This window comes from Streptomyces sp. NTD107 (genome assembly GCF_059510435.1).
On the sequence record NZ_JCAJZV010000002.1, the window covers coordinates 296,541 to 319,983 of the forward strand.

Here is a 23,443-nt window from a genome sequence, read left to right on the forward strand (position 1 = left end):
TGCTTGCTCTCCGCTTCGGTCAGTCGTTGGGGTCGAACGTGACGGGAAGGCCCGGAAAGTCCGTGCCGGTGGGCGGGACCTGGAGCGCTTTCAGGGAGAAGTCCATGACCTCGTTGAAGACCGGGCCGCACACCTTGCTGCCGTTGTAGCTGCCTTTGGTGGGGTTCTGCACGGCGCAGTACACGGCGATCCGGGGGTTGTCGGCGGGCGCGAAGCCCGCGAACGAGGCGGTGTAGCCGGAGTAGCGGCCGGTTTCGGGATCCACCCGGTTGGAGGTGCCGGTCTTGCCGGCCACCCGGTAGCCGGGGATCTTGGCGGCGCTTCCGGTGCCCTCGGGGGCCGTGACGACGGTCTCCAGTATTTCGCCGAGCCGGGCCGCGGTCTCCTCGCTCACCACCCGCTCGCGCTCGGGGGCCGGGGCGGGCTCGTACGTGCCGTCGGGGCCGGTGTAGCCGCGTACCAGGGTGGGGGCGATGCGTTCGCCGCCGTTGGCGACGGTGGCGTACACGGAGGCGGCCTGGACGGCGTTGACGGACATGCCCTGGCCGAAGGGGATCGTGTACTGCTGGGAGGAGTTCCAGTCCTGGGGGGCGGCGAGGATGCCGGCGGTCTCGCCGGGGAAGCCGAGCCCGGTGGGCCGGCCGAAGCCGAAGCGGGTGAGGTAGGAGTGCAGTACCTCGTTCGCCTGGGCCTGGGTGTCGCCGAGTTCCTCGGCGGCGAGGATGGTGCCGATGTTGCTGGATTTGGCGAGCACCCCGGCGAGGGTGAGGTAGTACGTGTCGTGGTCGTGGTCGTCGGCGAAGTTGCGGTCGGCGCGCGGCAGCCGGTTGGGGATCGTCACGTGGGTGGACGGGGTGGCGACACCTTCTTCGAGGACGGCGGCCATGGTGGCGACCTTGAGCGTGGAGCCCGGCTCGTAGGCGTCCAGCAGGGCCGCGTTGCGCAGGGCCTCGCTGCTGGTGACGGAGCCGATGTCGTTGGGGTCGTAGCCGGGCGCGCCGGCCAGGGCGAGGACTTCACCGGTGGTGGTGTCCAGGACGACGACGTAGCCGTTGTCGGCCTTGGAGGCGTCGACCTGGGCGCTGATGGCGTGCTGGGCGGCCCACTGGATGTCGCGGTCGATGGTCAGTTCGATGTCGGTGCCGGGGACGGCGGGCTGTTCCTGGGAGCCGGCGGTGGGCACCCGGCGCCCGCCGGACTGGGCGTAGGTGATGGTGCCGTCCTCGCCGGCCAGCAGGGTGTTGAGCTGGGCTTCGAGGCCGCCGCCGCCGACGCCCTCGGCGTTGACGAAGCCGAGGGTGGCGGCGGCGAGGTCGCCGCCGGGGTAGACGCGTCTGGGGTTCTTCTCGGCGAAGACGCCGGAGAGCACCTGGTCGCCGGTGCCCTTGCCGGCGGCTTCGCGGAGGTTGTTGCGCAGGTCCTTGATCTGCCGCCAGATCTGCGGGGTCTGCCGGCGGGCGAGGACGGCGTAGCGGGAGTCCGGTTCGGACAGCAGGGCGGTGAGGGTGGCCTCGTCGCGGTTGAGGATGGGCGCGAGCAGGGCCGCGGCCTGGGCGGGGGCGTCGGGGACGCCGGTCTGTTCCTCGGTGAACAGGAACGGGTCGGCGGTGATGTCGTACGCGTCGACGGTGGTGGCCAGGGCGGTGCCGTTGCGGTCGGTGATGTCGCCGCGCTGGGCGGCGAGCGGCACGGTGACGTAACGGTTGACGGCGGCCATCTCGGTGTAGGTGGCGGCGTCGACGGCCTGAACCTGGAGCAGCCGGATCGTGAAGGCCACCATGACGAGGGTGAGGCCGAGGCTGACGAGCCGCAGCCGGGGCCGCACGGTGGCGCGGCGCGGGTGGCCGCCGCCGCGCGGGGTGCCGGCGTTCCGGGGCCGGCGGGGGGCGGGTGGGCGGGTTCCGCCGCCGCGTCCGTTGGCCGATCCGCTCACTCGTCCGCCTCCTCGTCCTGGGTGCCCGGGGATGCCGGGTCGGCCGGGTCGGCCGGGTCGGCCGGGTCGGCGTCCGGGGCGGCCTGCTGGTCCGTCGCGGCCGGCTCGTCCGGCCGGTCCTGCTCGTCGGGCTGGTCCTGCCCCCTCGCGGCAGGAGACTCCTCGGGGTCCGGTGGCGGTTCCGGTGCCGGGGAGGGTTCGCCGCGTACCGTGCCGTCCCGGTCCAGGAACGCGGGCGGCCCGCCGGGGACCAGTCCCAGCTCACGGGCGCGTTCGGCGAGCGCGCCGGGGGCCGAGAAGGCGTCCACCTCGGCTTGCAGCGCCTGCTGTTCGTCGGTGAGTTCCTGGGTGTGCCGGCGGATCTCGCTCAGTTCGAAGGAGCCCTGGTTGAGCGAGGCGTTCAGCAGCAGCAGGCCGAGCATCCCGGCGCCCAGCAGCAGCACGACCAGCAACACGAATGGCGTACGGGCGGCGGAGCCGCGGCCGGCCGGCACCAGGCCGGTCAGCCGTGCGATCCGGGTCTGCGGGCCCGGCTCGCGCCGTTTCGGGCTCACCGCACTCGCTCCCGGACCCGCTCGGCTCCGCGCAGCCGGGCGGGCGCGGCCCGCTTGTTCTCGGCGATCTCGTCCTCGGTGGGCAGTTCGGCGCCCCGGGTGAGCAGCTTCAGCCGGGGCTGGTACTCCTCGGGGACCACCGGCAGCCCGGGCGGGGCGGTGCTGCGGGCGCCGTCCGCCAGCACCCGTTTGACCAGCCGGTCCTCCAGCGAGTGGTAGGCGAGCACCGCGATCCGGCCGCCCACCGCGAGGGCGTCGACGGCGGCCGGCAGGGCGCGCTCCAGGACGGCCAGCTCGCCGTTGACCTCGATGCGCAGCGCCTGGAAGGTGCGTTTGGCGGGGTTGCCGCCGGTGCGCTTGGCGGCCTGTGGCAGGGCGTCACGGATGAGGGTGACCAGCCGGGCGCTGGAGGTGAGCGGCTGTTTCGCCCGCTCGGCGACGATGGCCTCGACGATCTTGCGGGCGAACTTCTCCTCGCCGTAGGCGCGCAGGATGCGGACGAGTTCACCGGGCGGATACGTGTTCAGTACCTCGGCGGCGCTGAGCCCGGTGGTCTGGTCCATGCGCATGTCCAGCGGGGCGTCCTGGGAGTAGGCGAAGCCGCGGTCGGCCTCGTCCAGTTGCATGGAGGAGACGCCCAGGTCGAACAGGACGCCGGCGACCTGGGGGGTGCCGAGCCGGGCGAGGACGGCGGGGAGTTCGTCGTACACGGCGTGTACGAGGGTGGCGCGGTCGCCGTACGGGGCGAGCCGGGCGCCGGCGAGTTCCAGGGCGCGGGTGTCGCGGTCCAGGCCGATGAGGCGGGCCTGCGGGAAGGCGCCGAGCAGGGCCTCGCTGTGGCCGCCCAGGCCCAGGGTGCAGTCCACCACGACCGCGCCCGGCGCGCCGAGCGCGGGGGCGAGCAGGTCGAGGCAGCGCTGGAGCATGACCGGGCGGTGCCGGGTGTGCGGGGGCCGGTCGTTGCTGGTTGTCATGCGCCTTCCGAGGGGAGGTGAGAAGGGCCTGCCCGGCGTAGCGCCGGTCAGACCCGCGGCGTCCGGTGCGGCGCGTCGCGAGGCGGAGGGCCGGCCTCGTCGTGGGCTGCCCGGCCGAGCCCGAGACCGGAGCGAGGTGCCGGACCGGGTGTCGTGGGCCGGGCGGGGTGGGCCGGGCAGGCCCGGGGCCCGCCTCCCGGTGCGCGTCACATTAGTCCACGCGCCTGGTGGGTCAATCATTGAGGTTCGAGGTGTGTTGGTGTTGCGGGCGCCCGGTCGGCGGGGAGGTGACTCCGGTCACGGCGGGGGCGTTTCCGGGCTCATCGGATGGACTCCGGTATCGGCGAGGAGGCCCGCCGTAATACCGTCTGGTCATGGCAAAATCGGTCACTGATGCATTGGTCTCAGCCAATCAGCACTACGCCACTACGTTCACCGACCCCGGAATGGACGCACGTCCCGTGCGCAAGGTGGCCATCGTCGCCTGCATGGACGCACGCCTGGACCTGCACGCCGCCCTCGGCCTTGAGCTGGGCGACTGTCACACGATCCGCAACGCCGGCGGCGTCGTCACCGAGGACATCATCCGCTCGCTGACCATCTCTCAGCGCGCCCTCGGCACCCGCTCCGTCGTTCTCATCCATCACACCGGCTGTGGTCTGCTGCAACTCACCGAGGACTTCCGGCGCGATCTGGAGCTGGAAGTGGGGCAGAAGCCCAGCTGGGCCGTCGAGTCGTTCACCGATCTGGACCAGGACGTACGCCAGTCGATGGCGCGCGTGCGGACTTCGCCCTTCCTCTTGCACACTGATGACGTACGCGGATTTGTGTTCGACGTGACGTCGGGTCTGCTCCGTGAGATCGACCCGGAGGACACCGCCGGCCGGTAACGGCCGGGACCGGGGGTGTGAAGAATGTGTGCCGGAGGGCAACCTCCCGGCACCTTTCTGGTGTCGCTTTGTCCGGCAGCGTCCGCGCCGTTCTCCGGCGCGGACCAGACTTGCAGTGCGGGCCGAGGAGGGCCGGTTGACGACCTATGAGGAGCAGACGAAGCTCACCGATCTGAGCGCCACGGCGGAGCAGGTGCGCCACGCCGTGGAGAGCGTGATCGAGGGCAAGCCGGAGGTCGTGCGCATCTCCTTGACCGTGCTCCTGGCGGAGGGGCACCTGCTCCTGGAGGACGTGCCCGGGGTGGGCAAGACGATGCTGGCCAAATCTCTGGCCCGCGCGATCGACTGCACGGTGCAGCGGGTCCAGTTCACGCCGGACCTGCTGCCCTCCGACATCACCGGGATCAGCGTCTACGACCAGCAGCGCCGGGAGTTCGAGTTCAAGCCGGGCGCGGTGTTCGCCCAGATCATGATCGGCGACGAAATCAACCGCGCCTCGCCGAAGACCCAGTCGGCGCTGCTGGAGGCCATGGAGGAACGCCAGGTCACCGCGGACGGCCGCACGTACCCGCTGCCCGACCCCTTCATGGTGATCGCCACCCAGAACCCGGTGGAGATGGAGGGCACCTATCCGCTGCCCGAGGCGCAGCGCGACCGCTTCATGGCCCGGGTCTCGGTGGGCTACCCGGACCCCGAGGCCGAGCTGCGGATGCTCCAGTCGCACGGCGGCTACTCCCCGCTGGACGCGCTCCAGCCGGTGGCCACCGCCCAGGACATCGTGAAGCTGATCGAGGCGGTGCGCGAGATCCACGTCTCGGACGCGGTGCGCCGGTACGCGGTGGATCTGGTGATCGCCACCCGTACCCATCCCGAACTGCGGCTCGGCGCCTCGCCGCGCGCCACGCTGCAACTGCTGCGGGCCGCCAAGGCGTCCGCCGCGCTGTGCGGGCGCGGCTATGTGCTGCCCGACGACGTCCAGGCGCTGGCCATCCCGGTGCTGGCGCACCGGCTGCTGCCCACCGCGCAGGCCCAGCTGAACCGGCGCACCTCCGAACAGATCGTCACCGAGATCGTGCACCGTACGGCGGTGTCCACCCCGTACGGCGGCGCCGCGCAGCACCGGGGCTACTGATGCCCGGCGCGGAGGAGGACCGGCGCGGGCCGCTGCGGGCGGCCTTCGGCGGGCTGACGACACGCGGGCGGTCGTTCCTGGCCGCCGGCGCCGCCGCCTCGGTGTGCGCCTACCTGCTGGGCCAGCCGGATCTGCTGCGGGTCGGGGCGCTGCTGGCGGCGCTTCCGGTGGTGAGCGTGCTGGTACTCCATCTCACCCGCAGCCGGGTGTCGGCGGCCCGCCGGCTGTCCCCGGCGCGGGTGCCGGCGGGCGGCGAGTCCCGGGTGCATCTGCGGGTGGACAACTTCTTCCGGCTGCCCAGCGGCCAGCTGATGCTCCAGGACCGGGTGCCGTACGTGCTGGGGCCCCGGCCGCGGTTCGTCCTGGACCGGATCGAGTCGGGCGGGCAGCGCGAGGTCAGCTACCGGGTGCGCTCCGATCAGCGGGGGCGCTACCCGCTGGGGCCGCTGGAGCTGCGGCTCGCCGACCCGTTCGGCATGGTCGAGCTGTACCGCTCCTTCGACGCCTACGACGTGCTGACGGTGCTGCCGCTCATCGAGCAGCTGCCGGCCGTGCGGCTGGGCGGCGGGGGCGGCGGGCAGGGCGAGAGCGGCAAGACGTCGATCGCGGTGACCGGCGAGGAGGACGTCATTCCGCGCGACTACCGGCACGGGGACGATCTGCGCCGGGTGCACTGGCGGTCCACGGCGCACCGGGGCACGCTCATGGTGCGCCGCGAGGAGCAGCCGCCGCGTGCCCGGTGCACGGTGCTGCTGGACACCCGGCGGTCCGGCTACGCGGGCTCCGGCCCGCAGGGGCCGTTCGAGCGGGCGGTGTCGGGGGCCGCCTCGGTGATCTCGCACCTGACCGAACGCGGCTATCAGGTGCGGCTGGTGACCGACAGCGGGCACATGGTGCCAGGGCCGGAACAGTCGGCGGTGGACGGCGCCGAGACATTGGGGCTGATGATGGACGCGCTGGCGGTTCTCGACCACTCCCCCGGCCCGGGGCCGCTGGATCTGGTGACGGGCGGGCCCTCGGTCACCGCGCCGGGCACCGGTCTGGACGGCGCGCTCACGGCGCTGGCCGGCACCGACCGCGGGCTGGTGATCGCGTTCACCGGCGCGCTCGACTCGGAGTCCGTGGCGCAGCTCACCCGGCTGCGGCAGCGGGCCGCCGACGGGATCGCCTTCGTGGCGGCGGGTCAGCTGGATCCGGCGGTGGAGGCCCAGGGGCTGGGCAAGCTGCGGGAGAGCGGCTGGTCCGCGCTGCCGTTGCATCCGGGGGTGCCGCTGGCGCAGGTGTGGCAGCAGGCGGGCGGGGAACGAGCGGGCGCGTACAGGGGGCTGTGAGCGAGTGTTGGAGACAAAGCCGAGGGTCGCGCTGGCGGCATGGCTGGCCACGATGTGCGCGGCGGCGGCGCTGCTGCCGCTGGTGAAGGACAGCGGCTGGCTGGTGCAGGCGGCGCTGCTGCTGGCGGCCCAGACCGGCATCGGGATGGTGGCGCGGCGGGTCGGCGCGCCGAGCGCGGTGGCGGTGGCGGCCCAGGTGCTGGGGTCACTGGTACTGGTGACGGTGTGCACGGTGTCCGAGTACGCGGTGGGCGGGCTGCTGCCGGGCCCGGAGGCGTTCGGCCGGTTCGGTGAACTGCTGTCGGCCGGCGCCGAGGACATCGGCCACTACGTGGCACCGGCCCCGATGACCGACGGCATCCGGCTGATGCTGCTGGGCGGGGTGCTGATGATCGGGCTGCTGGTGGACGTACTGGCGATCACCTCGGCCAGTGCCGCCGCGGCGGGGCTGCCGTTGCTGGCGCTGTACTCGATAGCGGCCGGGGTCAACCAGGAGCAGGCCGGCTGGCTGTACTTCCTGATCGCGGCGGCCGGCTATCTGACGCTGCTGCTGGCCGAGGGCCGGGAGCGGCTCGGCCGCTGGGGCCGCTACTTCACCGGCCCCGGGCCGGCCCGCGGGTACGGCCACGGCGGGCCCGTCGGGTACGCGCCGCCGGCACCGCCGATGCTGCCCGCGCAGTCGGCCGGGCCGCGGCTGCGGGCCGGCCGGCGGATCGGCGCGCTCACGCTGGGCGCGGCGGTACTGGCGCCGGCGCTGCTGCCCGCGCTGGGCGACGGCCTGCTCGACCTGGACGGCAGCGGCAGCGGCGGCGGCAGCGGCGGCTCGGGCCGGATCACCTCGGTCAACCCGGTGGTGGCGCTCCAGGACCAGCTCACCCAGCCGGGGAACCAGCAGGTGCTCACCTACCGCACCGAGGACGGCGACCCCACCGGGATGTATCTGCGGCTGGTGGCGCTGGACGAGTTCACCGGCAGCGAGTGGCGTTCCTCGCGCTGGTTCGAGAACGCCGTGCCGGACGCCCCGTGGTCGGTGCCCGGGCTGTCCCCCGAGGTGGCCGCCCGGGAGGTGACCACGGTGATAGAGGCCAGCGGCAACTACGCGCAGACCTCGCTGCCGGTGCCCTACCCGGCGGTGTCGGTGGTGACGGACGGCCGGTGGCGGTTCGACCGGGGCTCGCAGACCCTGGTGTCGGACAACGGCCGGATCACCACCGCGGGCCGGACCTGGACGGTGACGCACCGCCAGATCGAGCCCACCGCCGAGCAGTTGGCGCAGGCGCCGGACGCGCCGGGCAACCTGGCCTCGTACTACACCCAGGTGCCGCCCGATCTGCCGAGCGTCGTCTCCGTGCTGGCCGCGCAGATCACCGCGGAGGCGACGAACGACCACGAGCGGGCGGTGGCGCTCCAGGACTGGTTCGCCCGGGACGGCGGCTTCACCTACAACACCTCGGTGTCCTCGGGCTCCGGCAACGAGGCGATCGCCGCGTTCCTGGACAACCGCGAGGGCTTCTGCGTGCACTTCGCGTTCAGCATGGCCGCCATGGCCCGCACCCTGGGCATCCCCGCCCAGGTCGCGGTCGGCTTCACCCCGGGTGACCGGCAGGTGGACGGCTCCTACCGGGTCGGCATCCACAACGCCCACGCGTGGCCGGAGCTGTACTTCGAGGGGGTGGGCTGGACCCGCTTCGAGCCGACCCCTGGGCAGGGCAGCATCCCCGACTACACCCGGCCCGAGGCGGAGCGCCCCGATACGGATCAGCCGGAGCAGGACCCGTCGCAGGACACCGAGCCGGAACGGCCGGATGCGGAGCCCACAGCGCCAGAGTCGGAGAACTGCGACCCGATGCAGGAGGCCGCCGCGTGCGAGACCGAGGCGCCGGCCGCCGGCGGGAGCGGTGGTTCGGGCGGCGGGCCGTCCGTCGGGCCGTGGGTGTGGGTCGGGGCGGCGGCGCTGGTGCTGCTCGCCGTGGTCGGCGGGCCACCGCTGTGGCGGGTCCGGGTGCGGGCGAGACGGCTGGCACCGGGCGCGGGGGCCGGCGCCGCCTGGCAGGAGCTGAGCGACAGCGCCTGGGATCTGGGCATCGGCCCGCTGGCGGCGGAGACCCCCCGGCAGACCGCGACCCGGATCACCACCGTGCTCACGCTGGACGACCGGGCGCGCGAGGCCGTACACAGCCTGGCGACCGCGGTGGAGCGGGAGCTGTACGCGCCGGCCCGGCCGGCCGGCGCCGCGGCGGGCGACGACCGGCTGGCTCGGGAGGTACGGACGGCCCTGGCGGGGCTGCGGGCCGGGGTCGGTCGCTGGACCCGGCTGCGGGCACTCCTGCTGCCGCGCTCCGCCATTCGGGTGACCTACCGGCTGAGCGAACACCGGCTGCGGACGGCCCGGCGGCTGCGGGAAGGCCGCATCGCGTTCCTCGGGAAATTGCGGAAGGCATAAGGGGTTGTCCGGCGCCTGGCGCCGGTTCATCCCGCCGCCTTGCGACGCGGTGCGCGGCAAGGCGGCGGGATGGCCTCACAGGGGGCCACCCGGACGTTCCGGCAGCCCCTCCCCGGCTCTTGGGGCACGGAGCTGCCCCGGCACCGGGCGTCGCGGGCCGGGCGGGTTTTCCGGACCCGGCCCGGTGCCGGGGAAACACAGAGAAACGGGGTGCGGGGAAGCGCGCACGAAAGGGCCCGCCGGTTCCCGGACCGGCGGGCCCTTTCGCACGTTCAACCCCGGAATCCCGGGGGTCTTCGCTCAATCGCCGCGTTCATCACGGCGACGCTGCCAGCGCTCCTCCATGCGGGTCATCATCGAGCGCCGCTGCTTGTGCGGCCGGTGGCCCTTCCCGCCGGTGGCGGGGCCCGCGCCCTCGCCGGACGCGGGAGCCTTCCGCCAGCCGGTGACCGCGACGACCGCACACCCGAGCATGATCACAAAGCCGACGACACTGAGCCAGATCAGCTGGGCGACCATGCCGCCCATCAGGAGCGCGATGCCCACCAGAAAACCGGCGATCGCCTGATACACCCGCTTACGGGTGAACGTCCGCAGCTCACTGCCCTCAAGCGCTGTCGCGAACTTGGGATCTTCGGCGTACAGCGCTCGCTCCATTTGTTCGAGCATGCGCTGCTCGTGGTCCGAGAGCGGCACGGAGTCCTCCTACTCGCCGGCCGCGGTGGCGACCGTTTCCGACTCTTTCCAGGATAGGCAGGGAAGCCGCCCTGTGAAACCCACCCCAGTTCGCCAATTTCACCCACCCGCCAGGTGACGCGGATCCACGGGATCGGACAAGTCTTTCCCGCCCCGCACCCGGGTCATGCCGGAGGGCTGACTGCCGATAATACGGGGCGGAGATCACATTTGGCGGCCCGGCGCCTCACGGGGCAGCCGCGCCAGCAGATGCAGCTGACCCGCCACCGCCTGGAAGGCCGGCAGCTCGGCCGCCGCCGCCTCCAGCGCGGCCAGCGCGCGCAGCGCGTCCGGCTCGGTGTCCACCAGCACCCCGGGCACCAGATCGGCGAAGATCCGCACCCCGTGCACCGCCCCCGGCTCAAGACCCGCCTCGGTGACCAGCGCGGCCAGCTCCTGCGGCGTGTAGCGGCGCGGTACGGGGTCGGCCTCGCCCCATCGGCCGTCCGGGTCGCCCAGCGCCCTCCTGGCCTCCGTGAAGCGCCCCGCGAGGGCCCGGGAGAGCACCGCGCCGCCCACCCCGGCCGCCAGCAGGCTCAGCGTGCCGCCGGCCGGACGCAGCGCCCCGGCCACGGCCGCCAGACCGGCCCGCGGGTCGTCCACGTACTCCAGCACGCCGTGGCAGAACACCATGTCGTAGCCGCCGGGCTCGGCGACCTCCAGCAGGCCCTGGGTGTCGCCCTGCACGCCGCGCACCCGATCGGCCACGCCCTCCTCGGCCGCGCGCCGCTCCAGGGCGAACAGTGCGTTGGGGCTGGGGTCCACCACGGTCACCCGGTGCCCCAGCCGGGCCACCGGCACGGCGAAGCTGCCGCTGCCCCCGCCGGTGTCCAGCACATCGAGGACCGGCCGGCCGGTCCCGACGGCGCGCTCGGTGAGGGCTCGGCGCAGCACCTCCCACACCACGCCGGTGCGCAGCGCCGTGTGCGGCCCCTGGGCGGGCGGTCCGCCCGCGTGCCGGGCCGGGGGGTTGGACGGCATGACGGCGGCTCCTCGAAGTGCTGTGTGCTGCTGTGTGCCGCGCGGTGCGGGCCCACCGCACGCGGGCAGCCACAGCCTACTTCGGCGGCGGCCCGCCGGGTTCCCCGGTCGGGAGCACGGGCCGGCGGATCAGCATGCCCTCCACCAGCCGCAGAAAGAACCCGGCGGCGCGCCGCAGCTCGGCCGCCTCCTGAAGATCGGCGGCCCGGCGTATCCCGGCGTCTATCCGGGCCCGGCGGGCCGCGCTCGCGGCGAACAGGGTGCTCCACTCGGCCAGTTCCGGCGCGATCTCCGGCAACACCTCCCACACGCTGCGGATCCGGCTGCGGCCCCGGGCGGTCGGCTCGGGCCGCCCCCGTACCGCGACCACGGCGGCGGCGGTGCGCAGCGCGGCGAGATGGGCGGCCACGTACGCCTCGCCCGGGTCGGGCAGCGTGGCGGCCTCCGCCAGGCCGCGCTCGGCCTGGGCGAGGAGATCGAGCGCGGCGGGCGGCGCCGGGGCGCGGCGCGGTACCCGGTGCACATCGGCGGGGAATCCGGTCATGACGAGCCTCCTGTCGTCAATCTGCGGTTCAGCTCTGGTCGGGGTGGGTCCGTTCTTCGCATCTGGGCACATGCTGACGCATGCCACTGACAATCCGCGCTGAGCACTGCAAACACCTGCACATACGCCCCGCGGGCCCCAACAGCCCTGTGGTGAGGAGAGAATCGGCACATGACACGCGCGATCAGCAACCGTCGCAACGCGACGCGGCAAAGGCTCCATGACGCGGCGGTGACGCTCATCGCCGAACAGGGCTTCTCCGCCACGACGGTGGAGCAGATCGCCGAGCGCGCCGGAGTCGCCAAGGGCACCGTCTACTACAACTTCGACGGCAAGACCGAGCTGTTCGAGGAGGTGCTGCGGGACGGGGTGGGCCGGCTGGCCGCCGAGCTGCACCGGGCGGACGACGCCGCGCTGGAACGGGGCGCCGACGCGGTCGGCCGGCTGTCGGCGATAGCCCTGGCCGGGCTGGTGTTCATCGAGCTGAACCCGGCGCTCACCCGGCTGTTCATGGCCGAGCTGTGGCGTACCCACCGGGTGTGGCACGCCACGCTGCTGTCCGCCCGGCAGCAGGCGGTCGACGTGGTGGAGCGGGTGCTGCACGAGGGGGTGAAGGACGGGGAGCTGGACCCGGCGCTCGATGTGGAGCTGACGGCGGGCGCGTTAATGGGGATGATCCTGGTCGGAGCCCTGGACTGGCTCTCGTTCCATCCCGACCGCCCCCGGCGCGAGGTCCACCTGGCCCTGGCCGGGCTCCTCCACGGCCGGGTGGCGGCACCCTGAACCCGGCGGACGGCTCAGGGACGGGCACCAGCCGCGGACGCACCAGCCGCGACCCATCAGCGCGGCCCCACGCCGCTCCGCCGCCCGTGTCGGCGGAGCGGACGCGCGTGCCGCGCCACTCGCACTGGGCCGACGCGGCGACAGCGGGGCGGCGGGGCGATGTCCACAGCCTGAGCCCGGCAGGCGGCTCAGGCGGTAGCAGGGCCCCGGGCCGCTCCGCCGCCCCGTGTCGGCGGTGCGGGCCCGGTTCCCGCTGACCGACAGCCTGCCGCCCGGCGGCGAGCACGCCCATCCGCGCTGATGCTCATCCCAGTACTCATCCGCTCCCTGAGTACGCCCACGCCCGCGTAGGTACCCGGGTGACGGCCCCGGGTAAGGTGCGGCGCATGGCGCGAGTGGTGGTGGTCGGTGCCGGTATGGGCGGCATGGCGACGGCGGCCCGGCTGGCCGTGGCGGGGCATTCGGTGACGGTGCTGGAGCGCGGCACCCGGGCGGGCGGCGCGGCGGGGCGGTTCGAACGGGACGGCTTCGGCTTCGACACCGGCCCCGGTCTGCTGTGGCTGCCGGCGGTGTGGCGGGACGTGTTCATCAAGACCGGCAAGCGCCCGCTGGAGGAGTGCGTCGAACTGCGGCGGGTGGACCCCGCCGCCGAGCACCGGTTCGCCGACGGCACCCGGCTGCGGCTGCCCGGCTTCTCGCACGGCGGGGTCGGGCAGGCCCTGGACGCGGCGCTGGGCGCGGGGGCCGGCGAGCGCTGGCAGGCGCTCCAGGGGCGGGCCCGCGAGACCTGGGAGGCCACCCGGCGACCGCTGGTGGAGGAGCCGCTGACCTCGGCGGCCGGGCGGGCGGCGCTGCTCCCCGACCCGTACCCGGCGGTACGGGCCCGGCGCGCGGGCCTGCTGCGCCGCCGGGCGCCGGGCAGCACCTCGCCGGGGCTGCTGGAGGTCGCGGAGCGGGAGCTGGGCGACCCCCGGCTGACGGCGCTGCTGGCGGGCACCGTGGAGGAGTACGGCATCCGGCCGGAGCGGGCGCCGGCCTCGGCGACCGTACTGTCCTATGTGGAGCAGACGTTCGGCACCTGGTATCCGGCGGGCGGCATCGCGGCGCTGGTGGACGCGGTGCGGGAGCGCTGTGCCGAGCGCGGTGTGGAGTTCGTGTTCGGGGCCGCGGCGGAGCGCATCCTGGAGCGGGACGGCCGGGCGGCGGGCGTGGAGCTGGCCGGGGGCGACCGGGTGGCGGCGGAGCATGTGGTGTGGAGCGCCCCGGGACTCGGCGCCGCGCCGGGCGGGGACAGCCGGTTCACGGTGCTGCTGGCGCTGGACGGCGCCCGGCCGCCGGGCGCCGCGCACCGGCTGCTGGTGCATCCGGGGGACGGCGGCCCGGTGGTACGGGTGCTGCGGCCCGATGACGCCACGCTGTGGCCCGGTACGGGCCGGGAACAGCACACGGCGGTGCTGTCGGCGCTGGCGCCGCTCCAGGGCGCCGTGGACTGGCGGGACGCGGCGACCGTCGAAGCCTGGACGGGGCGGCTGCTGGCGGCTGCCGGGCCGGAGCTGGCGACCGCGAGCGTCCGGTGGCGGGAGGTCCGTACCCCGCTGGACATCGAGCGGGAGACCGGCATGCCGGGCGGGGCGATCGCCGCGCCGGCCCTGGCGGGCGCGGACGGCACGCTGCTGGCGGCCCCCAACGCGGGCCGCCTCCCCGGCACCTGGCGCGCCGGCTCGCTCGCGCACCCGGGCGGCGGCCTGTCCCACGCCGGCATGTCGGGCGCCCTGGCCACCGGCCTGATCGTGGAAGGCCCCGCCTGGCGCGGCTCCTACTGACCGGACGACGGGCCGCGCCCGGGCCGGGCCCGCGGCGGTGCGATGCGGCCGGCGGGCGCGGATCCGCACCCCGAGCGGGGTCACCTCCGCAGTGCCACCCGGCACGGGTCGCGCCCGGCGCGCCCGGCCCCGGCGGGGCACGGGCCCTGCGGTGTGCTCAGTAGCGCTGCTGCTCGTTGTAGTAGTAGCCCTGGTCCGCCGCCGGGTCGTAGCCGTTCGGGTGCTGCTGCGGGGGGTACGGGTCCTGTTGGGGTGGGTAGCCGTAGCCGGTGTCCTGCGCGGCGGGCGGCGGGGTGGCGGTTTCGCGCTGCTGGGGGACCCAGACGCCGCCGGGCGGGGTCTCCTGGTAGTAGTGCTGGTCGGCGGCGGGCGCGGCCTGCCACTGGTCGCCGTAGTCCTGCTGATACTGCTGCTGTTCACCGTACGGGGCGGCGTACGCCTCGTACCCGGCGGTGGCGCCGGCCCCGGCATAGGGCTCGGCGTACGGCTGCTGGTGCTGCTGGTGCTGCTGGTGCGAGTCGCCGTACGGCTGCCCCACCGGGTCGTAGCCGCCGGGCGTCTCGTACGGCTGCTGCTCGTGGTAGCCGTCCCCGTACACCGTCTCCTGCGGCTGCTGGTGCTGCTGGGACTGCTGCTGGGCGTATATGTCCTGCCCCTGGCCGCCCGGTACGTCGTAGTCCCACTCGTCGTAGCCACCGGCGGCATCCGCCGGTGCCGGCTCGCCCGGCGGGGCGGGAGGCGGCGGCGGTGCGTCGTACCCCGGCTCGCTGTCCTCGACCGGGTCCAGCGGACGCATCTCGCCCGGCTCCTCCGAGCCTTCCCGGCGCCGCCGCTTGCTGTTCCCCGGCCGACCGCCCAGCGCCCAGCCGGTGGAGAACCCGCGCCGGAACGACAGGGTCACAAAGGTCTGGCCGGTCGCGAACGCGACGGTACCCAGCGCGATCACCGGCACGGACGGCAGCACCACCCCGAACACCACGCCCACGAAGCCGGAGAAGGCCAGCAGCCGCCAGCGCAGCCTGGCCTTGTACTGGAGGAGCACCTCCCCGAGCAGCCACAGGGCGACGACTCCGAATGCGATGTAGAGGACCGTCCAGCCCATGTACGCCCCTCTCAGCTGTGGTATCAGCCGTGTTCTAGGCCCGCCCGGTGCAGACCGAGGTTCTTGTAGACGTCCAGCGTCGCCGTCGAGTGCAGCGTGGTGTTCAGGGTGACGAAGTGCAGACCGGGGATGTCCTCATCCATCAGCCGCGCGCACATCTCGGTGGCGAACTCGATCCCGACTGAGCGTACAGCCATTGGATCGTCCTTGACCGCGCGGAGCCGATTCTCCAGCTCGGCGGGGAAGGTGGAGTTGCTGAGCTGCTTGAAGCGTTCGATCTGCCGCAGATTCGCGATCGGCATGATTTCCGGGATGATCGGGACATCGCATCCCGCGGCGGCCACCCGGTCGCGGAGCCGCAGGTAGTCCTCGGGGTCGAAGAACATCTGGGTGAGCGCGAAGTCCGCGCCCGCCCGGCACTTGTTGATGAAATGCCGGATATCCGTCTCCCAGTCGGTGGACCGCGGATGCATCTCCGGAAATGCCGCCACCCCGACACAGAAATCGCCCGACTCCTTGATGAGCCGTACGAGTTCCGCGGCGTAGGTCACACCCTCGGGATGCCGGGTCCACTCCCCCATCGGATCGCCGGGCGGATCGCCGCGCAGCGCCAGCATGTTGCGGATGCCGGCGCCCGCGTACTGCCCGATGATGTTGCGCAGTTCGGACACCGAGTGATTGACGGCCGTCAGGTGGGCGACGGGGGTGAGCGTCGTCTCGGTCGCGATCCGCTCGGTGGCCCGCACCGTCCGCTCACGGGAGGAGCCGCCGGCGCCGTACGTCACGGACACGAAGGTCGGCGCCACGGCCTCGACCCGGCGGATGGCGTTCCACATCGTGCGCTCGCCCTGCTCGGTCCTGGGCGGGGTGAATTCGAAGGAGTAGGAACGCCGGCCGGCGGCGAGAAGATCGCGCACCGTGTGCGCCCGGTCATTCATCGTGGACGGAATCCCAAGGGCCATGGCCGCAGGCTACCCAGAGCGACCCGAATCTCCCATGAGTGTCCGGCCTCCGGACGGACGTACGGCATTACGCGGCGCGCAGCCGGCGCGCCAGCGCGCTCGCCGCCGCTCCCGGGTCGCCGGCCTCGGTGAGTGCCCGTACCACCACGATCCGGCGCGCCCCGGCCGCCAGCACCTCGTCGAGGTTGCCGGCGTCGATGCCGCCGATCGCGAACCAGGGGCGGTCGGGGCGCCGGGCGGCGGCGTACCGCACCAGGGGCAGCCCGGGGGCGGCCCGGCCCGGCTTGGTGGGGGTGGGCCACACCGGTCCGGTGCAGAAGTAGTCGACGCCGGGCTGGGCGAGGGCGGCGTCCACCTGGGCCTCGCTGTGGGTGGAGCGGCCGATGCGCACGCCGGAGCCGAGCAGCGCGCGGGCGGCGGGCACCGGCAGGTCGCCCTGCCCCAGGTGCAGCACGTCGGCGCGGGCGGCGTGCGCGACATCGGCGCGGTCGTTGACGGCCAGCAGCCGGCCGTGCCGCCGGCAGGCGTCGGCGAAAACTTCGAGCAGTTCCAGTTCCTCGGCGGCCTCCAGGCTCTTGTCGCGCAACTGGACGATGTCCACGCCGCCGGCGAGCACCGCGTCCAGAAAGGCGGGCAGGTCGCCCTGCCGCTTTCTGGCGTCGGTGCACAGATACAGCCGGGCGCCGGCGATGCCGTCGGTCACGGCTCCCCCTCGGTGAGTGTGTGTCGGTGGTGCGCGGTGGCGCGGCGCGGGTGGGCGCCGCGCCACCGCTGGTGGTGCGTTTGTTTTGGTGCTGGTGTGGTGCTGGTGCTGGTGCTCTCAGTGGCCCGGGTGGTGGCCTACACGGCCAGTGCCTGGGCCCGCCGCTTCACCTCGGTCCCGCGGTTCTCCCGCAAGGCGTCGGCGGGGGTGCCGGGCAGGCTGTCGTCGGGGGTGAACAGCCACTCCAGGATTTCCTCGTCGGTGAAGCCGTCGTCCCGCAGCAGCGTCAGGGTGCCGGCCAGGCCCTTGACGACCTTGCCCTCCCCGATGAAGGCGGCCGGCACCTGGAGCGTCCGGTTCTCGCCCCGGCGTACGGCGATCAGCTGCCCCTCCTTGACGAGCTGCCGTACCCGGGTCACTTCCACGTCCAGAACTTCGGCGATGTCGGGGAGGTGGAGCCACTCGGAGACGAGAGCATCGGTTTTCGCATCAATCTCGGTCACGCCTCAAGCCTGCCACCTCTCACCGACAGCCGTCATCGGGGAGTGGCACCGGAGGGACGGCGGGCCGGCCGGGGACGGCAGGGGCGGGCTCAGAGCAGCGCGTTCTTCAGGGGTACGGAGGGGTCGGCGGCCCGCGCCGGGTCGAGGCGGGCGCCGCGTTCGATGAGCCGGCGGCCCTGGGCCAGGTCGCGCGGCCGGTCCACGGCGCACAGCGCGCGCAGCGTGCCGTCCGCGGCCAGCCAGCACACCGACCAGGCGGCGCCCGGGGTGCCCTCGGCGGCCGGGTCACCGCGCCACAGCAGCGTGTCGTCCGGGCCGTGCTGCCCCGCGTACTGGACGAAGCGGCCGAACTGCTCGCTCCAGAAGTACGGCACCGGGTCGTACGCCGGGCCGGCCGTCCCGGTGAGCTGCGCGGCGACGGTGGCCGGCCCGGCCAGCGCGTTGTCCCAGTGGTGCACCAGCAGCCGGCGCCCGTACCGGGCCGAGGGGAACGAGGCGCAGTCGCCCACCGCGTACACCCTGGGCAGCGAGGTGCGCAGCCGGTCATCGGCGCGCACCGAGCCGTCGTCGGCCAGCTCGACGCCGCTGCCGGCCAGCCAGCCGGTGGCGGGGCGGGAGCCGATGCCGATGAGCACGGCGTCGGCGCGCAGCAGCTCTCCGTCGGCCAGCTCGACCTCACCCGGCCGGACGGCGGCCACCCGGGCGCCGGTGCGCAGTTCGGCGCCGGCGTCCGCGTACCACTGGCGCATGGGCTCGGTGAGCTGGGGCGGCAGTGCGCCGGGCAGCGGGTGGGCGGCGGCTTCCAGGACGGTGATGGGCGCCCCGGCGGCGCGGGCGGCGGTGGCGACCTCGGCGCCGATCCAGCCGGCGCCGACCGCGATCAGGGAGCTGCGGGCGGTCAGCAGCGGGCGCAGCCGGGCGGCGTCGTCGAGGGTGCGCAGCACGTGGACGCCGGGTACGCCGGCGCTGCCGGGCAGTGCCAGGGCCTCGGCGCCGGTGGCGATGATCAGGTGGTCGTACGGGAGGGGCCCGGCGTCGGTGCGCAGCGCGCGCCCGGCGGCGTCGATGCCGGTGGCGGCGCGATCCAGCAGGAGTTCGATGCCGAGGGCGTCGAAGTCCACGTCGAGGGGCGCGCCTTCGGCCTTGCCGAGCAGCACGTCCTTGGACAGCGGCGGGCGGTCGTACGGGCGGTGCCGCTCGGCTCCGACGACGGTGATGGAGCCGGCCCAGCCCGCTTCGCGCAGCCGCACGGCGGTCTGGGTGCCGGCGAGCCCGGCCCCGGCGATGACGACCCGGTCTTCCTCTTCCACGCCGTCACCCTACGGCGTGCCGGGCGGGCCCTGGATCCCACGCTCCCAGGGACCGCCCGGTGCTGACGTCGGCCGACCGGCTGGATCAGTTGACGGTCCAGGTCAGATCGTGACCCCTGTCCCCGTAGTGGGCGCCGACAAGGTTCACGCCGTGGCCGACCGCATAGACGAGGCAGACAGTGGCGGCCTCACCCGGTGCCAGCACCGGGGCGAGGTCAGGATCATCGGCACACCACTCGGGCAGCCCGGTGGCGCCGGTGGAGTTGACGTAGCCGAAGGGGCCACCGTCGTCGGTGACGATCTGCACGCTGTGGTAAGGGGCGATGCCGAAGGTGTCCGTGTCGCCGGCGTTCTTGATCGTGGTGAGTACGAAGTAGGGGTCGTGCATGGCAGGCCACTCATCCGCGGCCGGGCTGCCCTCGATGTCCTCGTGGGTGCCGCCCTCGATCCGCTCCACGGTGAGCTGGAGGGTGAGTTCCGTGTCGTTGTCGTCCGTGTCACCGACCGGGAAAGTCATCGGATAGCTGTACTCCCCCAGTGCATAGGTCTGCGGGCCCGCCGGGTCCGGAGCGTCGTCCTCGTCGCCGGCATCAGCGTCGCCGTTCTCCGACCCGCCCTCGGCACCGGACTCCGTCTCCCCGTCCACCTGCGAGGTGTCCTGGCCCTTGGCGTCGTCGGTGGTTCCGCTTCCGTTGTCGGAGGTGTCGGATTCGCAGGCGCTCAGTGTTATGGCAAGCGCCAGCGCCGGCCCGACGGCGAGGGAACGGCGGAACTTCCGTACAGACATGCTCTTCTCCTGATGGGACATGGTGCGATCGGCGCGCCCGCCGATCCCTGACCCCACGAATTTAAGCGGCCTTTGCCGATGCCTCATACATTTCCAGTCGCGAACATGTAGCCGGTTTGAGGAAGTCCTGCACGTGACAGGAGGAAGTGTCGAGATTCAATGGACTTTCCGTTCCCGCGCCCGCCCGTACTAGGGTGTCGGGCAACAGAGCACACGGGAGCCCGGCGGTCCGGGCTGAGAGGGAGGCGGACGGCCTCCGACCGTACGAACCTGATCCGGGTCATGCCGGCGAAGGGAGCAGCCACGCGGTCATGTCTGCGTCATCGTCACCCTCACTGACCCCCGATGTCCTGGTCATCGGCGGCGGCGTCATCGGCCTGGTCACCGCCTGGCGGGCCGCCGGGCGCGGGCTGCGCGTCGCGGTCGCCGATCCCAGCCCCGGCGGCGGCGCCGCCCAGGTGGCGGCCGGCATGCTGGCGGCGGTCACCGAACTGCACCACGGCGAGGAGCCGCTCCTCGAACTCAACCTCGCCTCCGCCGCCCGCTACCCCGGCTTCGCCGCCGAACTGGAGGCGGCGGCCGGCACCGGCATCGGCTACCGCGCCTGTGGCACCCTGGCCGTCGCGCTGGACGCCGACGATCGCGCGCAACTGCGCGAGGTGCACGCCCTTCAGCAGCGCTGCGGGCTGCACTCGCAGTGGCTCACCGGCCGCGAATGCCGCCGCCTTGAGCCGATGCTGGCCCCCGGGGTACGCGGCGGGCTGCGGGTGGACGGCGACCACCAGGTCGATCCGCGCCGGCTGACCGCCGCCCTGCTGACCGCCTGCGAGCGGTCGGGGGTCACCTTCCACCGCGCCCGGGTCCGCGAGCTGACCGTGCTCCGTGACCGGGCCGCCGGGGCGGTGCTGGCGGACGGTACGGCGCTGACCGCCGCCCGTACCGTGCTGGCCGCCGGCAGCCACAGCGGTGAACTGCCCGGGCTGCCGCCCGGGATCGCGCCGCCGGTCCGCCCGGTCAAGGGCGAGGTGCTGCGGCTGCGCATGCCGCCCGCGCCGGGCGGTGGTGCCTTCCTCTCCCGCACGGTACGGGCGGTGGTGCGCGGCTCGGCCGTCTATCTGGTGCCACGCGCGGACGGCGAACTCGTGGTGGGCGCCACCTCGTACGAGCACGGCTGGGACACCACGGTGACCGCCGGCGGCGTCTACCAACTGCTGCGCGACGCCCACGACCTGGTGCCCGGCATCACCGAACTGCCGCTGCGCGAGTGCCGCGCCGGGCTGCGCCCCGGCAGCCCGGACAACGCCCCGCTGCTGGGCCCCACCGCCCTGCCGGGGCTGCACCTGGCCACCGGGCACTATCGCAACGGGGTGCTGCTCACCCCGCTGACCGGGGACGTCCTCGCCGAGTCGCTGGTCACCGGCGAGCTTCCGGCGATCGCCCGGCCGTTCAGCCCGCTGCGCTTCCCCTCGGTGGTGCCGGTATGACCGCGAGCGTGACGGTGTCCGTCAACGGCGAGCCGCGCGAGCTGGCCCCCGGTACGACGCTGGCCGCCGTGATCACCGAACTGCTGTCCACCGGTACGGGGGCGGGGGTCGCGGCGGCCGTCAACGAGTGCGTGATCCCCCGTACCCGCTGGGCCGGCACGCCGCTGGCGGCGGGCGACCGGGTCGAGATCCTGACCGCCGTCCAGGGAGGCTGACCACCGATGACCACATCCGAGGAGAACGATGAGCTGGTGCTCGGCCCGCTGCGGCTGACCTCCCGGCTGATCATGGGCACCGGCGGCGCGCCCAGCCCCGAGGTCCTGGAGCGGGCGCTGGCCGCCTCCGGAACCCAGCTGACGACCGTGGCGATGCGCCGGGTGGACCCCGGGGTACGGGGCTCGGTGCTCGGCATCCTGCGGAATCTGGGCATCGAGCCGCTGCCGAACACCGCGGGCTGCTTCACCGCCGGGGAGGCGGTGCTGACCGCGCGGCTTGCCCGCGAGGCGCTGGGCACCGAGTGGGTGAAGCTGGAGGTGATCGCGGACGAGCGCACCCTGCTCCCCGATCCGGTGGCCACGCTGGACGCCGCCGAGACCCTGGTGGACGACGGCTTCACGGTGCTCCCGTACACCAATGACGACCCGGTGCTGGCGCGTCGGCTGGAGGAGGCGGGCTGCGCGGCGGTGATGCCGCTGGGTTCGCCGATCGGCTCGGGGCTCGGCATCCGCAATCCGCACAACTTCTCGCTGATCACCGAGCGCGCCGGGGTGCCGGTGATCCTGGACGCGGGCGCGGGCACCGCCTCGGACGCGTCGCTGGCCATGGAGCTGGGGTGCGCGGGCGTGATGCTGGCGTCGGCGGTGACCCGGGCGCGGCGTCCGGTGGAGATGGCGCGCGCGATGCGGTACGCGGTGGCGGCGGGGCGGCTGGCTTTCGGTGCGGGGCGGATTCCGCGCCGGCATTTCGCGCTGGCGTCCTCGCCGCTGGAGGGGCTGGCGGAGCTGGACCCGGAGCGACCAGCATATTGATCGGATCGTACTGATATACGATCCACAAACCTGGGGGGGATCGTTCTGTCCGCTACGGGGGATTGCCGGGCCATGTACGGCCCTCTCCTGGGCGGCAGCTGAAGGAGAGATCGACCGTGAGCACACCGCCGCAACCACCGCCGCCGGGACCGGAGCACGGCCAGAATCCGTACGCCTCCGCCACACCGCCGCCCGGCGTGCCGCCCCAGCCCGCACCGCCCGGCGGCGGTTACGGCTACCCGGGGCAGCCGCCGGTGCCAGGTCCCCAGCCGGGTTACGGCTACCCCCCGCCCGGTGGCCCCGGTGGCCCGGGCATGCCCGGCGGCCCCATACCCCCGTACGGACAGCCCTACCCGCCGCAGCCCCAGCCGTCGTCGGACAAGACCAACGGTCTGGCCGTCGGCGCGCTGATCACCGGCCTGCTGGGGCTCGCCCCGGTCGCGCTGATCCTCGGCATCCTGGGCATCAACCAGGTCAAGAAGACCGGGGAACGCGGCAAGCCGCTGGCCATCGCCGGCATCGCGCTGGCCTCCGCCCAGATCGTGCTGCTGGCCATCCTCGTACCGGTGTTCGTCTTCGCGGACGACGACAGCGAGGCGTCCGCCACCCCCTCCCCCAGCGCGCCGCCGACCGAGGGGGACACCGAGACCGAGGCCCCCGAGCGCGACGTCCCGGCGGACGGTGAGCAGATCGCCGTCTTCGACATCGCCGTCGGCGACTGCTTCGACACCAGCGGCCTGGAGCAGTACCAGGACGAGGAGGGCGGCGAGGAGTTCAACGTCACCCTCTACCCCTGCGACGTACCGCACGAGGCCGAGGCGTTCGGCACCTACCAGGTCAGCGGGTACGACTCCTTCCCCGGCACCGATGAGCTGGTGGACATCGCCGACACCGAGTGCAACAGGCTCGTCCAGCCGTACATCCTGGACACCTGGGCGCTCGACGAGGACACCCAGATCTTCTACTACCACCCCGAACTCGCCAGCTGGGGCGCGGGCGACCGCGAGATCCTGTGCTTCTTCGGGCGCGGCGACAGCCGGTCGATGTCCGCCTCGCTCCGCCCCGACGAGAGCACGCTGAGCGCCGACGCGCTGAACTACCTGGAGATCACCGGTCCGCTGGAGACCACGGTGTGGGAGGAGCCGGCGACCGACGAGGACGTCCCCGCGAACCAGGAGTGGGCCGCCGACATGGCCTCCACCATCGAGGACGAGATCGCCGGGCTCTCCGCCGCCACCTGGTCCGACACCGAGCTGGAGGCACTGGTCGCCGACCTGATCGCCGCCCGCGAGACGAGCCTGCCGCACTGGCAGGACATGGCCGGTGCCACCGACGAGGCGACGGTGTGGAACAACTACACCCAGGGGTACGACACCTTGGGCGTGGACATCGAGATCGAGATCCGCGACCTGCTCGGACTGGCAACGGGCAGCTGACACTT

General features: G+C 73.6%; 22 protein-coding genes and 1 riboswitch. Of the genes, 10 read left to right on the forward strand and 12 right to left on the reverse strand.

What is annotated here, in order from left to right:
• Window positions 1-19: 19 nt before the first annotated feature.
• Genes AC5WRL_RS05065 through rsmH form a run of 3 tightly spaced genes read right to left on the reverse strand, consistent with a single transcriptional unit; the run spans window position 20 to window position 3,461 of the window.
• The gene (locus AC5WRL_RS05065) at window positions 20-1,933 is read right to left on the reverse strand and encodes a peptidoglycan D,D-transpeptidase FtsI family protein (protein WP_496087064.1); all 1,914 of its coding nucleotides are present in this window, start codon (window positions 1,931-1,933) and stop codon (window positions 20-22) included.
• Entirely contained in the window at window positions 1,930-2,487 is a 558-nt protein-coding gene (ftsL, locus tag AC5WRL_RS05070; RefSeq protein WP_496087065.1) for a cell division protein FtsL, read from the reverse strand. The genes AC5WRL_RS05065 and ftsL overlap by 4 nt, the downstream gene beginning before the upstream one ends.
• Window positions 2,484-3,461 carry a 16S rRNA (cytosine(1402)-N(4))-methyltransferase RsmH gene (rsmH, locus tag AC5WRL_RS05075; protein WP_496087066.1) on the reverse strand — a complete coding sequence of 326 codons (978 nt, stop codon included), beginning with the start codon at window positions 3,459-3,461 and terminating at the stop codon, window positions 2,484-2,486. Before rsmH ends, ftsL begins: the two co-directional genes overlap by 4 nt.
• Before the next feature lie 374 nt (window positions 3,462-3,835).
• On the opposite strand from rsmH, the gene AC5WRL_RS05080 reads away from it, so the two are divergent.
• The 4 genes from AC5WRL_RS05080 to AC5WRL_RS05095 all read left to right on the forward strand — a co-directional run bounded on the left by AC5WRL_RS05080 (window position 3,836) and on the right by AC5WRL_RS05095 (window position 9,257).
• A complete protein-coding gene (locus AC5WRL_RS05080) occupies window positions 3,836-4,351 on the forward strand; it encodes a beta-class carbonic anhydrase (protein WP_496087067.1) in 516 nt (171 codons plus the stop codon).
• Window positions 4,352-4,487: 136 nt separating this feature from the next.
• On the forward strand, window positions 4,488-5,483 hold the full coding sequence (locus tag AC5WRL_RS05085) for an AAA family ATPase (protein WP_496087068.1): 996 nt from the start codon (window positions 4,488-4,490) through the stop codon (window positions 5,481-5,483).
• Window positions 5,483-6,814, forward strand: a complete 1,332-nt coding sequence (locus AC5WRL_RS05090) for a DUF58 domain-containing protein (protein WP_496087069.1) — start codon at window positions 5,483-5,485, stop codon at window positions 6,812-6,814. The genes AC5WRL_RS05085 and AC5WRL_RS05090 overlap by 1 nt, the downstream gene beginning before the upstream one ends.
• A gap of 4 nt (window positions 6,815-6,818) precedes the next feature.
• Window positions 6,819-9,257: a transglutaminase TgpA family protein gene (locus tag AC5WRL_RS05095; RefSeq protein ID WP_496087070.1), complete on the forward strand. Its 2,439-nt coding sequence runs from the start codon at window positions 6,819-6,821 to the stop codon at window positions 9,255-9,257.
• Window positions 9,258-9,557: 300 nt separating this feature from the next.
• Here AC5WRL_RS05095 and AC5WRL_RS05100 read toward each other — a convergent pair whose 3' ends face one another.
• The 3 genes from AC5WRL_RS05100 to AC5WRL_RS05110 form a co-directional block, all read right to left on the reverse strand.
• Window positions 9,558-9,953, reverse strand: coding sequence for an SCO2097 family morphological protein (locus tag AC5WRL_RS05100; protein WP_496087071.1), 396 nt, complete (start codon window positions 9,951-9,953; stop codon window positions 9,558-9,560).
• Between the two features lie 204 nt (window positions 9,954-10,157).
• Entirely contained in the window at window positions 10,158-10,973 is an 816-nt protein-coding gene (locus AC5WRL_RS05105; RefSeq protein ID WP_496087072.1) for a methyltransferase, read from the reverse strand.
• A 76-nt stretch (window positions 10,974-11,049) separates the two neighbouring features.
• On the reverse strand, window positions 11,050-11,517 hold the full coding sequence (locus AC5WRL_RS05110) for an SAV_6107 family HEPN domain-containing protein (RefSeq protein WP_496087073.1): 468 nt from the start codon (window positions 11,515-11,517) through the stop codon (window positions 11,050-11,052).
• Between the two features lie 171 nt (window positions 11,518-11,688).
• On the opposite strand from AC5WRL_RS05110, the gene AC5WRL_RS05115 reads away from it, so the two are divergent.
• Window positions 11,689-12,300: a TetR/AcrR family transcriptional regulator gene (locus tag AC5WRL_RS05115; protein WP_496087074.1), complete on the forward strand. Its 612-nt coding sequence runs from the start codon at window positions 11,689-11,691 to the stop codon at window positions 12,298-12,300.
• A 386-nt stretch (window positions 12,301-12,686) separates the two neighbouring features.
• On the forward strand, window positions 12,687-14,123 hold the full coding sequence (locus AC5WRL_RS05120; RefSeq protein WP_496087075.1) for a phytoene desaturase family protein: 1,437 nt from the start codon (window positions 12,687-12,689) through the stop codon (window positions 14,121-14,123).
• A gap of 157 nt (window positions 14,124-14,280) precedes the next feature.
• Here AC5WRL_RS05120 and AC5WRL_RS05125 read toward each other — a convergent pair whose 3' ends face one another.
• The 6 genes from AC5WRL_RS05125 to AC5WRL_RS05150 form a co-directional block, all read right to left on the reverse strand.
• Window positions 14,281-15,225, reverse strand: a complete 945-nt coding sequence (locus AC5WRL_RS05125) for a hypothetical protein (RefSeq protein WP_496087076.1) — start codon at window positions 15,223-15,225, stop codon at window positions 14,281-14,283.
• Between the two features lie 23 nt (window positions 15,226-15,248).
• A complete protein-coding gene (metF, locus tag AC5WRL_RS05130; RefSeq protein WP_496087077.1) occupies window positions 15,249-16,187 on the reverse strand; it encodes a methylenetetrahydrofolate reductase [NAD(P)H] in 939 nt (312 codons plus the stop codon).
• 67 nt (window positions 16,188-16,254) lie between these two features.
• Window positions 16,255-16,890 carry a thiamine phosphate synthase gene (gene thiE, locus AC5WRL_RS05135; protein ID WP_496087078.1) on the reverse strand — a complete coding sequence of 212 codons (636 nt, stop codon included), beginning with the start codon at window positions 16,888-16,890 and terminating at the stop codon, window positions 16,255-16,257.
• A 137-nt stretch (window positions 16,891-17,027) separates the two neighbouring features.
• Window positions 17,028-17,393 carry an Rv2175c family DNA-binding protein gene (locus AC5WRL_RS05140; protein ID WP_496087079.1) on the reverse strand — a complete coding sequence of 122 codons (366 nt, stop codon included), beginning with the start codon at window positions 17,391-17,393 and terminating at the stop codon, window positions 17,028-17,030.
• Window positions 17,394-17,482: 89 nt separating this feature from the next.
• Window positions 17,483-18,703: an NAD(P)/FAD-dependent oxidoreductase gene (locus tag AC5WRL_RS05145; protein ID WP_496087080.1), complete on the reverse strand. Its 1,221-nt coding sequence runs from the start codon at window positions 18,701-18,703 to the stop codon at window positions 17,483-17,485.
• 85 nt (window positions 18,704-18,788) lie between these two features.
• The gene (locus tag AC5WRL_RS05150; RefSeq protein ID WP_496087081.1) at window positions 18,789-19,490 is read right to left on the reverse strand and encodes a hypothetical protein; all 702 of its coding nucleotides are present in this window, start codon (window positions 19,488-19,490) and stop codon (window positions 18,789-18,791) included.
• Between the two features lie 203 nt (window positions 19,491-19,693).
• Window positions 19,694-19,805: riboswitch (TPP riboswitch) on the forward strand.
• Between AC5WRL_RS05150 and thiO the strand changes: the two genes are divergently transcribed.
• From thiO to AC5WRL_RS05170, 4 genes are all read left to right on the forward strand, one after another.
• The gene (gene thiO, locus AC5WRL_RS05155; RefSeq protein ID WP_496087082.1) at window positions 19,802-20,974 is read left to right on the forward strand and encodes a glycine oxidase ThiO; all 1,173 of its coding nucleotides are present in this window, start codon (window positions 19,802-19,804) and stop codon (window positions 20,972-20,974) included. (Overlaps the previous riboswitch by 4 nt.)
• Window positions 20,971-21,189 carry a sulfur carrier protein ThiS gene (gene thiS / locus AC5WRL_RS05160; protein WP_496087083.1) on the forward strand — a complete coding sequence of 73 codons (219 nt, stop codon included), beginning with the start codon at window positions 20,971-20,973 and terminating at the stop codon, window positions 21,187-21,189. Before thiO ends, thiS begins: the two co-directional genes overlap by 4 nt.
• Window positions 21,190-21,195: 6 nt before the next feature.
• Entirely contained in the window at window positions 21,196-22,002 is an 807-nt protein-coding gene (locus AC5WRL_RS05165; RefSeq protein ID WP_496087084.1) for a thiazole synthase, read from the forward strand.
• A 116-nt stretch (window positions 22,003-22,118) separates the two neighbouring features.
• Window positions 22,119-23,438 (forward strand): DUF4190 domain-containing protein, encoded by a 1,320-nt coding sequence (locus AC5WRL_RS05170; RefSeq protein WP_496087085.1) that lies wholly within the window; start codon window positions 22,119-22,121, stop codon window positions 23,436-23,438.
• Window positions 23,439-23,443 lie beyond the last annotated feature (5 nt).